Source organism: Streptomyces sp. QH1-20 (genome assembly GCF_041283565.1).
GTDB lineage: Bacteria > Actinomycetota > Actinomycetes > Streptomycetales > Streptomycetaceae > Streptomyces > Streptomyces syringius.
This window is the reverse complement of record NZ_CP166299.1, coordinates 4,485,988-4,498,682: the sequence shown is the minus strand read 5'-3', so window position 1 is coordinate 4,498,682 and position 12,695 is coordinate 4,485,988. Positions and strand designations below refer to the sequence as shown.

The window sequence follows — 12,695 nt, the reverse complement described above, 5'->3', positions numbered from 1 at the left end:
TCAGTGGGCACCGCTACGGTGACCCCATGGCTGCCCGTACCGCTCGCTCGTCCGCCAAGGACCGGCCCTCCTACCGCTGCACCGAGTGCGGCTGGACCACTGCCAAGTGGCTCGGCCGCTGCCCGGAGTGCCAGGCGTGGGGCACGGTCGAGGAGTACGGCGCGCCCGCCGTGCGCACGACGGCGCCCGGCCGGGTGACCTCCGCCGCGCTGCCCATCGGCCAGGTCGACGGCCGGCAGGCCACCGCGCGCAGCACCGGAGTGGACGAGCTGGACCGCGTGCTGGGCGGCGGGCTGGTGCCCGGCGCGGTGGTGCTGCTCGCGGGCGAGCCCGGCGTCGGCAAGTCCACCCTGCTGCTGGACGTCGCGGCGAAGGCCGCGTCCGACGAGCACCGCACGCTGTATGTGACGGGCGAGGAGTCCGCGAGCCAGGTGCGGATGCGCGCCGACCGCATCGGCGCGCTCTCCGACCACCTCTATCTCGCCGCCGAGACCGATCTGTCCGCCGTCCTCGGCCATCTCGACTCCGTGAAGCCCTCCCTCCTGATCATGGACTCGGTGCAGACCGTGGCCTCCCCCGAGATCGACGGCGCGCCGGGCGGGATGGCTCAGGTGCGCGAGGTGGCGGGTGCCCTGATCCGGGCCTCCAAGGAGCGCGGCATGGCCACCCTCCTGGTCGGCCATGTGACCAAGGACGGCGCGATCGCGGGTCCCCGGCTGCTGGAGCACCTGGTCGATGTCGTGCTGAGCTTCGAGGGCGACCGGCACGCCCGGCTGCGCCTGGTCCGCGGCGTGAAGAACCGCTACGGCGCCACCGACGAGGTCGGCTGCTTCGAGCTGCACGACGAGGGCATCACCGGCCTCGCCGACCCCAGCGGGCTCTTCCTGACCCGGCGCGCCGAGCCCGTTCCCGGCACCTGCCTGACGGTCACCCTGGAGGGCCGCCGCCCGCTGGTGGCCGAGGTGCAGGCCCTGACGGTCGACTCGCAGATCCCCTCGCCCCGCCGCACCACCTCCGGTCTGGAGACCTCGCGGGTGTCGATGATGCTGGCCGTGCTGGAGCAGCGCGGCCGGATCAGCGCCCTCGGCAAGCGCGACATCTACAGCGCCACCGTCGGCGGTGTGAAGCTCTCCGAGCCCGCCGCCGACCTCGCCATCGCGCTCGCCCTGGCCAGCGCCGCCAGCGACTCCCCGCTGCCGAAGAACCTGGTGGCCATCGGTGAGGTGGGGCTCGCGGGCGAGGTCCGGCGTGTCACGGGCGTGCAGCGCCGCCTGGCCGAAGCCGCCCGCCTCGGTTTCACCCACGCCCTCGTGCCCTCCGACCCGGGGAAGATCCCGGCCGGTATGAAGGTTTTGGAGGTCGCGGACATAGGTGATGCGCTTCGGGTGCTGCCCAAGCGGGTACGCCGGGAGAGCCGGCGGGAGGCCGATGCGGACGCCTGACCGGAGGAGCCCTCTCTAATAGGCTGGGCGCCAGTAGACTTTGCCCTGGTCTCGCCCGTACGTACGCACGTACGCGACAGCCAGGGCGGCCTGCGGCACCGATGACCTTGCGACCGGAGGAGTGCAGTGGCAGCCAACGACCGGGCATCGGGCCCCGGCAAGGCCGGGGGAAGCTCCGGTGCTGACGGTCTGATGCGCGCTTCGCTGAGCGCCGTCGCGCCCGGCACGGCTCTTCGGGACGGCCTGGAGCGCATCCTTCGCGGCAATACCGGCGGGCTCCTCGTCCTGGGCATGGACAAGACCGTCGAATCGATGTGTACGGGCGGATTCGTCCTCGATGTGGAGTTCTCCGCCACCCGGCTGCGCGAGCTGTGCAAGCTGGACGGCGCGCTGATCGTCGACAAGGACATCACCAAGATCGTGCGGGCGGGCGTGCAGCTCGTCCCCGATGCCTCGATCCCCACCGAGGAGACCGGCACCCGGCACCGCACCGCGCAGCGCGTGTCCATCCAGTGCGGTTACCCCGTCATCTCCGTCAGCCAGTCGATGCGGCTGATCGCGCTGTACGTGGGCGGTGAGCGCCGGGTCCTGGAGGAGTCGGGCGCGATCCTCTCCCGCGCCAACCAGGCGCTGGCCACCCTGGAGCGCTACAAGCTCCGTCTCGACGAGGTGGCCGGCACGCTCTCCGCTCTGGAGATCGAGGATCTGGTCACCGTCCGCGATGTCACGGCGGTCTCCCAGCGGCTGGAGCTGGTCCGCCGTATCGCCACGGAGATCGCGGAGTATGTGATCGAGCTGGGCACCGACGGCCGTCTGCTCTCGCTCCAGCTGGAGGAGTTGATCGCGGGCGTCGAGCCGGAGCGCGACCTGGTCGTGCGGGACTACGTCCCGGAGCCGACCGCCAAGCGCACCCGCACGGTCCCGGAGGCGCTCTCCGAGCTGGACTCCCTCAGCCACGCCGAGCTGCTCGAACTGCCCATCGTCGCGCGTGCCCTGGGTTACAGCGGCTCCCCCGAGACGCTGGACTCCGCGGTCTCCCCGCGCGGCTACCGTCTGCTGGCCAAGGTGCCGCGGCTGCCCGGTGCGATCATCGACCGGCTCGTCGAGCACTTCGGCGGGCTCCAGAAGCTGCTCGCCGCGAGCGTGGACGACCTCCAGACGGTCGACGGCGTCGGCGAGGCCCGCGCCCGCTCGGTCCGCGAGGGGCTGTCCCGGCTCGCCGAGTCCTCGATCCTCGAGCGGTACGTATAGCGGTCGCGTCCGGACCGTTCGCTTCGTCCGACGACTACGGCCGGGCCCCTCTTCGCGAGGGGCCCGGCCGTAGTCGTCTGTCCGCGCCTTGGATCACGCCTTCCGATCAGGCATTCCTGTCAGCCTTTCCGATCAGGCTTTCTCCAGCGTGAAGTTCACCGTCTCGGTGACCCCCGCGATCTTGACCTCGACCTTGTAGGTACCGGGTTCGGCGGTCGGGGAGCCGGACGGCGTCGCGCAGCGCGGGGCGCTGCGCTTGCGGTCCCACTCCAGCGTGCTCTTGATCTCGCCCGACCCGGGGAGCTCCAGCAGCACGGGCGCACCGCTCCTGGCGCAGTCATCGGACGCCCAGACGTGGTCGCTGCCCTCGGACTTCACAATCTTGAGGTTGGCCGCGGCCGATCCGAAGTCGACCTTGCAGGCGGAGTTGCCGGTGTTCTTCACGACGAACTCGAACTTCGGCTTCTCGTCGGGCTTGTAGGCGTCCTTCACGCTGCGCACGCTCACCTGTACGGATCCTGACGCACAGTCGGGCAGGTTGGAGCCGGCCGGAACGGCCTTGCCGTCGCCGGTGCCCAGTCCACCGCCGCCACCGGAGCCTCCGGAACCCCCGGGGCCTCCCGCGCCGCCGCCGGTGCCCGTGCCGGCACTGCCGGAACTTCCCGCTCCGCCGTGGTCGCCGCCGCCGGATCCGCCGTTGCCCGATTCATCGCGGCCACCCGGCCGTTGGCTGATATGCGGCCCCGAGGGGGTGGGTCCGGGCGTGATGGTGGTGTCGCCGGGACCCTTGCCGTTCGACCCATTGGACCGGTCGCCGTCGGAGCCGCCACCACCTCCGAGGACGGCCCACAGCACCAGCAGCACGAGAAGGCCGAGCAGGCCAAGCGCAACTGCCCTCCGCCGCCAGTAGATGGAGGAGGGAAGCGGCCCGATCGGATTGCGCAGAGATCCCACGCGAAGACTCTACGAGAGATCGGCCAGGGCACCAGCCAGTACCCGCCGTAGGAGTGCAGACTTTTCTCATCATCTACCCGGTTCCGCGCACCGCCATACGCGCATCGGCGCCCCCCGCACAGCGGAGAACGGCCGCGCCACCCGACGAAGGTCAGGTGATGGCCCTGCCGATGGGCCGATGTGCCGGGTCCCCCGTCGTTCATAACGTCCCCACCATGGACGACGATCTCTATCGCGATATCACCGAGCACGCCCGCAGCACCCCGGAGTGGGTCCACTCCCTCGCGGAAGTCGGCACGGAGGCCGGACTGTTGTTGCTGATGGCGGTGGCCGTCGGCATCTGGTGGCGGGCCAGGCGTGGCGGGGCGCGCGGGGTGGCGCTCGCGGCACTCGTACCGGTCACCACGGCGGTCGCGTACGCCGTGAGCGAGGTGGTGAAGAGCCTCGTCGAGGAGGTCAGGCCGTGCCGGGCGGTGTCCGGGGCCGCCGCGTCCCTCGCCACCTGCCCGGCGCCCGACGACTGGTCGTTCCCCAGCAACCACGCCACCCTCGCGGCCGCCCTGGCCACCGGGATCGCGGTCGCCCGCCGGGTGATGGCGTGGCTGGTGCTGCCGTTGGCGGTGCTGGTCGCCTTCTCCCGGGTCTTCCTGGGCGTGCACTATCCGCACGACGTGGCGGTGGGCCTCGCGCTCGGCGCCGCCGTCGCACTGCTGGGCGCCCGGCTGCTCACGCGCCGGGGCACGGCCCTGGTGGAACGGGCCCGGGCGGGAACGGGCCCGTGGAGCGTCCTGGTCAAAGGGTGACAAGGGGCGCCACAGGTTGCCCAGGTGACCGGCGCGTCCGACCGGACGCGCCGTCAGGCTCCGGCAGGGGTCGGCCACTCCGTCTTGTGGCCGAAGCCCTGACCGTTGTCGACCAGGCGCAGCCAGTCGGGGCGCAGCTCCCACAGGTCCTCGCGCTCCATCGCCTGCCGGAGCTGCTCGGTCTGCTCGACGTACGGGAAGCGGGTCCTGAACGCCTGCCACGCGGCCTCGCGCTCGGCGCCCTCCAGACGGCGGCAGACGCCCCGGCCCTGAATTCCGGTCAGGGTCACCCAGTCCTGGTGGTCGCGCTGGGCGGTGAAGGCGACACGCGTCTCGCCGCCGCTCAGTGCACGGCCGTGCCGGGTGGTGGCGGAGGTGACGAACACCAGCGCGGGCGCGGACTCCTCGGCGGGCGCGTAGAGCACGGCGCACGCCTGCGGGCCGTCCTCGTCGGTGTACGCCAGGGTCATGGTCGTGTGGGCGTCGAGCGCGGCGAGGAGCTCCAGCGAGGGGCGGGAGTGAGTTTCGGTCATGATCCCCATTCCACCCCGATCGGCCCGGGGGTACCAGCCGGGTACCGGCCAGGGGCCGGGCGGTGGGACCGAGGGAGTGGCCGGTCAGCCCTCGGTCACCAGCCCGGCCTCGTAGGCGACGATCGCCGCCTGGACGCGGTTGCCGACCTCCAGGTGGTTCAGGATCGCGCTCACGTACCCCTTGACCGTGCCCTCGACGAGGTGCAGCCGCCGGGCGATGCCCGCGTTGGACAGCCCGGCCCCCACCAGGGCGAGGACGTCCCGCTCGCGTGCGGTGAGCCCGGCGGTCCGGGCGCGGGCGGCAGCGCCGCGCGTCAGCCGTTCGCCGCCCAGCTCGGCGATGACGTGCCGGGCCACCTTCGGGGAGAGGTACGCGCCGCCGTCGGCGACGGCGCGGACGCCGGCCATCAGTTCGTACGGGTCCCCGGACTTGAGGAGGAATCCGGTGGCCCCGCCGCCGAGAGCACGGGAGACGTACGCGTCCTCGGAGAAGGTGGTGAGGATGGCGACGGCCGTGCCGGGGGTGGTGCGGCGGATCTCCTCGCACGCGGCGAGCCCGTCCAGGCGCGGCATCCGGATGTCGAGGAGCGCCACGTCGGGCCGGTGCGCGCGCACCGCCTCGACGGCCTCACGGCCGTCCGCCGCCTCGGCGACCACGTCGATGCCCGGGTCGGCGGCGAGGATGGCCCGTACGCCTGCCCGGATCATGGTCTCGTCGTCCGCGATCAGCACCCTGATCGTCGTCATCTCACCGACTCCTTCGCTTCCTGCTGTACGACTTCCCGCTGTACGCCGTCCCGCTGTACGACACCGGGTCCTCCGGCCCGGGGGACGGCGTGCTTCGACACGAGGCGGCCGTCGCGGAAGCAGAGCCGGAAGTGGTCGACGCTGACGAAGAGCTCGCCGGTCGACCGGTAGTAGCGGCACTGCGCGCCGGGCGGCGGGGGCACGGGGGCCCGATCGGCCGGTGGATCGGTGACGGTCAGATCCGGCAGGACGGGCTCCACGTCCGCGTAGGGCGCGCCGACGCGCAGTCCCGCGTAGGCGGCGGGCGTCAGCACGGAGTGCGTCTTGATGTAGGCGTACCAGCCGAAGGCGCCCGCCACGAACAGGGCGGCGGCGCCACCCGCGACGGCGAAGGGCACGACGACGCGTCGGCGTGCCGCGCGGCGGGCCCGGGCGAACGCGTGGCCGTCGCCCGTGTCGCCGAGGGCGGCGGTCTCCCCGCCCCCGGCGGGCGTGTGAGGCAGCCGCGCCACCACCCGGAAGCCGCCCTCGTGCGGCCCCGCGACGCACTCGCCTCCGGCGAGGGCGGCCCGTTCCCGCAGACCGATCAGCCCGGTGCCTGACGGCGTCGCGGCGGGGGCTGCGTCCGGCGTCGGGCCGTCCGGGGCCGCCGGGCCGTTCACGACCGTCACCACGGTCTCGTGCGGGCCACGCTCGACCGTCACCTCGACCTCCGCGCCCGGCGCGTGCTTGGCCGCGTTGGTCAGGGCCTCCTGCACCACCCGGTACGCGGCACGCTCCGCCATGGTCGGAGCACCGGAAGTGCCCTGCCGGGCACCGGCCCCAGCCCCCGGCACCCCGCCGTCCCCGGAAGTCGCGCGCAAGCGGACACGCAGGCCCGAGGTCGCCGCCCGCTCGACGAGGGCGGGGATCGTCTCGTCCGCCGGGACGAGCGGGGCCGTGGACGGGGTGGGACCGGTTCCGGGCCCCGGGCCGGGTTCGGGGTCGCGGAGGACGCCGATGATGTCGTGCAGGCGGTCCGTCGCGGCGGCAGCCGCTTCGCGGAGGTCCGCGGCCGCCGTGCGGTGGGCGGGGTCGAGGCCGGGGGCGACCTGGAGGGCGCCGGCCCGCAGGGCGATCAGACTCAGCTCGTGACCGAGGGAGTCGTGCATGTCGCGGGCGATGCGGGCCCGCTCACGCAGCCGGGCGCGGTCCGCGACGATCTCCTGCTCGCGCTCCAGCTGGGCCGCACGGCTCCAGCCCGCGGCCACCAGCTCGCGGTACTGGCGCCGGTAGCGGCCGGTCAGCCAGGGGAAGACCGCGCCGAACAGCAGCGTGCCGATCAGAACCAGCCATTCGATCACCGGATCGGCGCCCCGGAGGAGCACGAGCGCGGTACCCACCGCGGCGATTCCCGCGAAGGCCAGCTGGGCCGGGCGCGGCGCCGCCGAGCGACGGCCCAGCAGATAGCCGAGGACCGACAGCGCGGGCCCGTACGAGAGCGTGAAGAGGGACGGCGAGGCGGCGAGACCCAGGCCCGCGGCGAGGAGGAGAGCCAGCACGGGCCGTACCCGCGACACGGCGGCGGCCACGCCGAGCACGCCCAGGGCGCCCGCCTGCCGCCACCAGGACTGCGGCTCGGTCAGGCCGAGCCAGGCGGTGCCGAGCGCGGGCACGGCGAGCCCCGCCCACAGCAGGGCGCCCCGCAGGACCCGCCCGGCCGGTACGGCCCGCGCCGATGCCAAAAGCCGCCCGCCCACCGTCGGAAACCGCCCCGTCCGCGGGGTCGTCGTGCCTCTCACCGCTCGACGGTACAAGCGTCCGTCCATGGCGCGCCCCTGTCGAAAGTCAGGTGTTCGGGGCCCGGCGCGTTTCGCCGTCGTACGCGCCCGTGCCAGGATCGGTGACGCCATGACTGCCATGCCCCAGACGCCCACCGTCCTGCACGCCCCCGTCATCGACTGGTTCGACGAGCACGCCCGCGATCTGCCGTGGCGCCGCCCGGAGGCCGGGCCGTGGGGGGTGATGGTCAGCGAGTTCATGCTCCAGCAGACCCCCGTCAGCCGGGTCCTGCCGGTCTACGAGCAGTGGCTCGCCCGCTGGCCGCGCCCCGCCGACCTGGCCGCCGAGCCGCCCGGTGAGGCGGTGCGCGCCTGGGGCCGGCTCGGCTATCCCCGGCGCGCGCTGCGGCTGCACGGCGCGGCGGCGGCGATCACGGAGCGGCACGACGGCGAGGTGCCGCGCGATCACGCCAAGCTGCTGGCGCTGCCGGGCGTCGGCGAGTACACGGCGGCCGCCGTGGCGTCCTTCGCTTACGGGCAGCGGCACGCGGTCCTCGACACCAACGTCCGCCGGGTCTTCGCCCGAGCGGTGAGCGGTGCGCAGTACCCGCCGAACGCCACCACGGCCGCCGAGCGCAAGCTCGCCCGCACGCTGCTCCCCGAGGAGGAGCCGGTCGCCGCGCGCTGGGCCGCCGCGACGATGGAGCTGGGCGCGCTGGTCTGCACCGCCCGGACCCCCTCCTGCACCCGCTGCCCGATCGCCGGGCGCTGCGCCTGGAAGGCCGCCGGTTCGCCCGCTCACGACGGCCCGCCGCGGCGCGGCCAGACCTACGCAGGTACGGACCGGCAGGTGCGCGGCAAGCTGCTGGCGGTGCTGCGCGAGGCGGTCGGGCCGGTGCCGCAGTCGGCGCTCGACGTGGTGTGGGACGAGCCCGTGCAGCGGGCCCGCGCGCTGGACGGGCTCGTCGCCGACGGCCTGGTCGAGCCGCTCGCCGACGGGACCTACCGGCTGCCGCTGACGTAGCCGGACCCGCAGCCCCGCCGGTTGCCTTTGTTTCGACGCTGTGTGTTCGTTTCGCCCTGCGAAACGGACAGAGCCGCTCTTTCCTCCCCGCTGTTACACAACCTATGGGTAGCTGTGCACCAGTCGAAGGGCTGCTGCACATCACGCCGCAACAGCGTCTCCGTAGCGTCCTACTCGTGCTGGAGGACCACCAGCGTGACGTGGGGACGCAAGCGGAATGGAGGCTGCGAGATGGCCAGCAGCGGCAAGGTTCTGGACTTCGAAGAGTACGTGCGCAACCGTCAGGACGCCCTCCTGCGCAGCGCCCGCCGTCTCGTGCCGGACCCCATCGACGCGCAGGACCTCCTCCAGACCGCCCTGGTGCGCACCTACGGCCGCTGGGAAGGCATAGCGGACAAGTCGCTGGCCGACGCCTACCTCCGACGTGTCATGATCAACACTCGTACGGAGTGGTGGCGCGCCCGGAAGCTCGACGAGGTGCCCACGGAGCAGCTCCCCGACGCCCGCGTCGAGGACGGCACCGAGCAGCACGCCGATCGCGCCCTGCTGATGGACATCCTCGGAGTCCTGGCACCCAAGCAGCGCAGTGTGGTCGTGCTGCGACACTGGGAGCAGATGAGCACCGAGGAGACCGCGGAGGCGCTCGGCATGTCGACCGGCACGGTCAAGAGCACGCTGCACCGGGCCCTGGCGCGACTGCGCCAGGAGCTGGAGAGCCGTGATCTGGACTTCCACGCCCTCGAACGCAGCGAGCGGGGGCAGGAACGGTGCGCGGCCTGAAAAAGGCGGCTCCCCTCAAGCCGGCACTGATCACCGGCGGCGCGGTCGCGGGAATGGCCGCCGTCGCCGGTCTTCTGCTTGCCGGCTGCGACGCGAGCAGTCAGGGCGTACGGAAAGAGGGACCGGCCCAGAGCCAGTCCGCGGCGAAAGCCACCCGTATGCCTCCGGCGTCGGCCACTCCCACCCAGGAGAAGGTCGACGCCGTCAAGCTGATCAAGGGCGATCCCAAGATCGGCGACCAGATCAAGAAGAACCTCAAGCCGTGTGTGAAGAACCAGTACCCGGTCGACATCACCTACGGGAAGCTGACCGACGGCCCCCGTTCCGACCTCGTGGTGAACATTCTGACCTGCGGTGACGGCATCGGCATCGGTTCGTATGTGTACCGTGCCAAGGGCGACGGGTACGAGAACGTGTTCGTGGCCGAGCAGCCGCCCGTCTACGCCGAGATCGACCGCCGCGACCTCCGGGTCACCAAGCAGGTCTACGGCCCCGGTGACGCGGTGTGCTGCGCGTCCGGCGAAGATGTCGTGACGTACCACTGGTCGGGCAAGGAGTTCCGCGAGACCGGCCGCACGCACACCGACTACAGCAAGACGGGGAACGACGGCAAGGCCGATCTCCCGAGCGAAGGAACGGAGGGCTGAGAGCGGCGTGGGCGATACGCATGTGCTCTTCGTCGAGGACGACGACGTCATCCGCGAGGCCACCCAGCTGGCGCTGGAGCGCGACGGCTTCGAGGTGACCGCGGTACCCGACGGGCTGACGGGGCTGGAGAGATTCCGGGAGCGTCAGCCGGACATCGCGTTGCTGGACGTCATGGTCCCGGGCCTGGACGGCGTGAGCCTGTGCCGCCGGATCCGTGACGAGTCCACCGTGCCCGTGATCATGCTCTCCGCCCGCGCGGACTCCATCGACGTCGTGCTCGGCCTGGAGGCCGGCGCCGACGACTATGTGACCAAGCCCTTCGACGGCGCCGTGCTCGTCGCCCGGATACGGGCCGTGCTGCGCCGCTTCGGCCACGCCAGCGGGCCGAACGGCAGCGCCGGGGCCGAGACGCCCGACACCATCGAGGGCGGCGTGCTGCGCTTCGGTGACCTGGAGGTCGACACGGAGGGCATGGAGGTCCGCAAGGCCGGTCTGCCCGTCGCGCTGACCCCGACCGAGATGCGGCTGCTGCTGGAGTTCTCGGCCGCGCCCGGCACCGTGCTCTCCCGGGACCGGCTGCTGGAGCGGGTCTGGGACTACGGCTGGGGCGGGGACACCCGCGTGGTGGACGTGCACGTACAGCGGCTGCGGGGCAAGATCGGCCAGGACCGGATCGAGACGGTCCGTGGTTTCGGCTACAAGCTCAGAGGCTGAGCGCCAGGTGGTGAACCCCCGCATGGCGAAGGACATGATCGCGCACGGCACGATCACCGTCGCAGCTGTGTTCGATTGCAATCCGGCGTGCGCCGCTCCCGCGGCCGGGGCCACGGTCACGCCGTGGTGAAGCTCGCCCTCCGCAGCGGGCTGCGCTGGAAGGTCAGCCTGGCCATCGCCGGCGTCGGCGCCCTGGTGGCCGTCGCGCTGAGCCTCGTCGTGCACAACGCGGCCCGCGTCTCCATGCTCGACAACAGCCGCGACGTGATGGACGAGCGGGTCCAGGTCGCCCAGCGCTTCTACGAGACCACCGGCCGGCTGATGCTCCGCGCGAAGCTGGACGACCCCGCGCTGCCCAAGCAGCTGCGCGACGCCGCCGACATCGGGCTGCGCGCCACCTACCTCCAGGACTCCGGCGACGGCGCCCCCGAGGTGTGGGCCTCCGTGCCGCTGCGCAACGGCAAGGTCCTCTCGATCCACACCCGGTTCAAGGACCGCTTCGACATCCTCGACGACCTCGACAAGGCGCTGATCGTCGGCTCGGTCTCCGTCGTTCTCGGCGGCTGCGCGCTGGGCATCCTCGTGGGCGGCCAGCTCTCACGACGGCTGCGCAAGGCCGCGACCGCCGCCCGCAAGCTCGCCGACGGCGACCCGGACGTCCGCGTCCGCGAGGCCATCGGCGGCCGGGTGCGCGACGAGACCGACGACCTCGCCCGCGCGGTCGACGGGATGGCCGAGGCCCTCCAGGACCGGCTGGAGGCCGAGCGGCGCGTCACCGCCGACATCGCGCACGAGCTGCGCACCCCCGTCACCGGCCTGCTCACGGCGGCCGAGCTGCTGCCGCCGGGCCGCCCCACCGAGCTCGTACGGGACCGGGCCCAGGCCATGCGCACGCTGGTGGAGGACGTCCTGGAGGTCGCCCGGCTGGACGGCTTCGCGGAGCGGGCGGAGATGCAGGAGATCGAGCTCGGCGAGTTCGTGCTCCGACGGGTGCGGGCCGCGGCCCCGGACGCGACGGTCAAGGTCGTCCGCGACGCCTACGTCTCCACCGACCCGCGCCGCCTGGAGCGGATCCTCGGCAATCTGCTGGCCAACGCCGCCAAGCACGGCAAGGCACCCTTCGAGGTCACGGTCGAGGGCCGCGTCCTGCGGGTCCGCGACCACGGCCCCGGCTTCCCCGAGGAGCTGCTGCGGGAGGGCCCGAGCCGCTTCCGCACGGGCAGCAAGGACCGCGCGGGCAAGGGCCACGGCCTGGGTCTGACCATCGCGGCCGGCCAGGCCCGCGTCCTCGGCGCGCGCCTCACCTTCCGCAACGCGGACCCGACGGCGGAGGGCGACGGAGGCGCGGTCGCCGTGCTCTGGCTGCCCGAGTCGTCACCGACGGCGACCGGCAGCTTCCCGATCATCCAGGTCCCGGACTAGACACTCCCGGCGTCGGACCCGCTACATCGGGTCCACGCACTCGCCCCAGTCCTTGTCGAGGTCCAGCCGCTCGCTGCGCTCGGTCAGGGAGAACCAGTTGCCCGAGTCGTCCCGCAGGATCGCCTCGGTGCCGTACGGGCGCACCTGCGGCTCCTGCAGGAACTCGACGCCCTTGGCCTTGAACGTCTTGTAGTCGCGGCCGATGTCGTCGGTGCTCAGCACCCCCGCGCCCAGGATCCCCTTGGAGACCAGCGCCTTCAGCGCCTCCCCCGACTCGGCGTCCATGACGGGCGGTCCGGGGACCATCAGCGTCAGCTCCACGTCGGGCTGGTCCTGGGCGCCGACCGTGAGCCAGCGCATGCCCTTGTCGCCGCCCATGGTCATATCGGTACGGACCTCGAGGCCGAGCTTGTCCGTGTAGAACTCCTTCGCCCGGTCCTGGTCGAGGACCCAGACGGTGGTGATGGCGATTCCCTTGATCATGGTGTGCTCCCGGGGTCTGCGTCCCTCCCCCACACCGTAGGCACGGGCGGCGCCGGTCTGCTTCCCCAGAATTCCGGCGGGATTTCCGCGACGGGCATACGACCGGGATATCCCCGGAGTACGACCGGGATATT

At 72.6% G+C, this 12,695-nt stretch carries 13 protein-coding genes; 8 read left to right on the top strand and 5 right to left on the bottom strand.

All coding sequences use genetic code 11. The features are described 5' to 3' along the window. Nucleotides 1-26 precede the first annotated feature (26 nt). Nucleotides 27-1,442, top strand: a complete 1,416-nt coding sequence (gene radA / locus AB8O64_RS20445) for a DNA repair protein RadA (RefSeq protein ID WP_184739292.1) — start codon at nt 27-29, stop codon at nt 1,440-1,442. 126 nt (nt 1,443-1,568) lie between these two features. Next, the gene (gene disA, locus AB8O64_RS20440; RefSeq protein ID WP_184739290.1) at nt 1,569-2,693 is read left to right on the top strand and encodes a DNA integrity scanning diadenylate cyclase DisA; all 1,125 of its coding nucleotides are present in this window, start codon (nt 1,569-1,571) and stop codon (nt 2,691-2,693) included. Nucleotides 2,694-2,825: 132 nt separating this feature from the next. Here disA and AB8O64_RS20435 read toward each other — a convergent pair whose 3' ends face one another. Beyond that, nucleotides 2,826-3,647 (bottom strand): hypothetical protein, encoded by an 822-nt coding sequence (locus AB8O64_RS20435; RefSeq protein WP_370420500.1) that lies wholly within the window; start codon nt 3,645-3,647, stop codon nt 2,826-2,828. Between the two features lie 215 nt (nt 3,648-3,862). Here AB8O64_RS20435 and AB8O64_RS20430 point away from each other — a divergent pair, with 215 nt between their 5' ends. Continuing rightward, nucleotides 3,863-4,450 (top strand): phosphatase PAP2 family protein, encoded by a 588-nt coding sequence (locus AB8O64_RS20430; RefSeq protein ID WP_370420499.1) that lies wholly within the window; start codon nt 3,863-3,865, stop codon nt 4,448-4,450. 53 nt (nt 4,451-4,503) lie between these two features. On the opposite strand, the gene AB8O64_RS20425 is transcribed toward AB8O64_RS20430, so the two are convergent. The 3 genes from AB8O64_RS20425 to AB8O64_RS20415 form a co-directional block, all read right to left on the bottom strand. Beyond that, complete coding sequence (locus AB8O64_RS20425) at nt 4,504-4,983, bottom strand: pyridoxamine 5'-phosphate oxidase family protein (RefSeq protein ID WP_370420498.1); 480 nt, start codon at nt 4,981-4,983, stop codon at nt 4,504-4,506. A gap of 84 nt (nt 4,984-5,067) precedes the next feature. Next, nucleotides 5,068-5,730 (bottom strand): response regulator, encoded by a 663-nt coding sequence (locus AB8O64_RS20420; protein WP_370420497.1) that lies wholly within the window; start codon nt 5,728-5,730, stop codon nt 5,068-5,070. Next, a complete protein-coding gene (locus tag AB8O64_RS20415; protein WP_370420496.1) occupies nt 5,727-7,511 on the bottom strand; it encodes a sensor histidine kinase in 1,785 nt (594 codons plus the stop codon). The genes AB8O64_RS20420 and AB8O64_RS20415 overlap by 4 nt, the downstream gene beginning before the upstream one ends. 109 nt (nt 7,512-7,620) lie before the next feature. Between AB8O64_RS20415 and AB8O64_RS20410 the strand changes: the two genes are divergently transcribed. The 5 genes from AB8O64_RS20410 to cseC all read left to right on the top strand — a co-directional run bounded on the left by AB8O64_RS20410 (nt 7,621) and on the right by cseC (nt 12,078). After that, on the top strand, nt 7,621-8,514 hold the full coding sequence (locus AB8O64_RS20410) for an A/G-specific adenine glycosylase (RefSeq protein WP_370420495.1): 894 nt from the start codon (nt 7,621-7,623) through the stop codon (nt 8,512-8,514). A gap of 231 nt (nt 8,515-8,745) precedes the next feature. Next, complete coding sequence (locus AB8O64_RS20405) at nt 8,746-9,294, top strand: SigE family RNA polymerase sigma factor (protein ID WP_130878261.1); 549 nt, start codon at nt 8,746-8,748, stop codon at nt 9,292-9,294. Continuing rightward, nucleotides 9,282-9,941, top strand: a complete 660-nt coding sequence (locus AB8O64_RS20400; RefSeq protein WP_370420493.1) for a hypothetical protein — start codon at nt 9,282-9,284, stop codon at nt 9,939-9,941. Before AB8O64_RS20405 ends, AB8O64_RS20400 begins: the two co-directional genes overlap by 13 nt. A 7-nt stretch (nt 9,942-9,948) precedes the next feature. After that, entirely contained in the window at nt 9,949-10,656 is a 708-nt protein-coding gene (gene cseB, locus AB8O64_RS20395) for a two-component system response regulator CseB (protein WP_370420491.1), read from the top strand. A 123-nt stretch (nt 10,657-10,779) separates the two neighbouring features. Then, nucleotides 10,780-12,078 carry a two-component system sensor histidine kinase CseC gene (gene cseC, locus AB8O64_RS20390; protein ID WP_130878263.1) on the top strand — a complete coding sequence of 433 codons (1,299 nt, stop codon included), beginning with the start codon at nt 10,780-10,782 and terminating at the stop codon, nt 12,076-12,078. A gap of 21 nt (nt 12,079-12,099) precedes the next feature. Here cseC and AB8O64_RS20385 read toward each other — a convergent pair whose 3' ends face one another. Further along, nucleotides 12,100-12,561, bottom strand: a complete 462-nt coding sequence (locus AB8O64_RS20385) for a VOC family protein (protein WP_370420489.1) — start codon at nt 12,559-12,561, stop codon at nt 12,100-12,102. Nucleotides 12,562-12,695 lie beyond the last annotated feature (134 nt).

Excerpts from the sequence above, each read along its gene's own strand:
- radA (WP_184739292.1), top strand. The coding sequence starts at position 27 with ATGGCTGCCCGTACCGCTCGCTCGTCCGCCAAGGACCGGCCCTCCTAC.
- AB8O64_RS20430 (WP_370420499.1), top strand. The coding sequence starts at position 3,863 with ATGGACGACGATCTCTATCGCGATATCACCGAGCACGCCCGCAGCACC.
- AB8O64_RS20425 (WP_370420498.1), bottom strand. The coding sequence starts at position 4,983 with ATGACCGAAACTCACTCCCGCCCCTCGCTGGAGCTCCTCGCCGCGCTC.
- AB8O64_RS20420 (WP_370420497.1), bottom strand. The coding sequence starts at position 5,730 with ATGACGACGATCAGGGTGCTGATCGCGGACGACGAGACCATGATCCGG.
- AB8O64_RS20410 (WP_370420495.1), top strand. The coding sequence starts at position 7,621 with ATGACTGCCATGCCCCAGACGCCCACCGTCCTGCACGCCCCCGTCATC.
- AB8O64_RS20405 (WP_130878261.1), top strand. The coding sequence starts at position 8,746 with ATGGCCAGCAGCGGCAAGGTTCTGGACTTCGAAGAGTACGTGCGCAAC.
- AB8O64_RS20385 (WP_370420489.1), bottom strand. The coding sequence starts at position 12,561 with ATGATCAAGGGAATCGCCATCACCACCGTCTGGGTCCTCGACCAGGAC.